Source organism: Protofrankia coriariae, from assembly GCF_001017755.1.
GTDB lineage: Bacteria > Actinomycetota > Actinomycetes > Frankiales > Frankiaceae > Protofrankia > Protofrankia coriariae.
The window spans coordinates 33,910-34,156 of record NZ_JWIO01000023.1; the positions used below are offsets into that span (position 1 = coordinate 33,910).

Annotated in this window: 1 protein-coding gene (cut by a window edge); it reads left to right on the plus strand. The window is 73.7% G+C overall.

Annotation, left to right across the window (positions count from 1 at the left end; all coding sequences use genetic code 11):
- Positions 1–104: 104 nt before the first annotated feature.
- On the plus strand, positions 105–247 hold the start of the coding sequence (locus tag FrCorBMG51_RS34810) for a condensation domain-containing protein (RefSeq protein ID WP_476742175.1). Its footprint extends 3,049 nt past the window's final position; only the first 143 of its 3,192 coding nucleotides appear in the window; its start codon is at positions 105–107; its stop codon lies beyond the right edge, outside the window.

Here is a 247-nt window from a genome sequence, read left to right on the forward strand (position 1 = left end):
CCGCGGCCGCCGGCGATCCTGGCGGCGTCGGTGACGTGCCGCTGTTGCCGATCATGCATCGGCTGCGGGAGGCCGGCGGCCCGATCCGGCGGTTCAACCTCTCGATGCTGGTCAACACCCCGGCGGCGGCAACCACGGAGACGATCACTGCTGTGCTCGCCGCCGTGATCGAACGCCACGACGCCCTGCGGCTGCGGCTGACCCACATCGGCGGTCCCCGGGCCGCCGGCCGACAGTACAGCGGCGG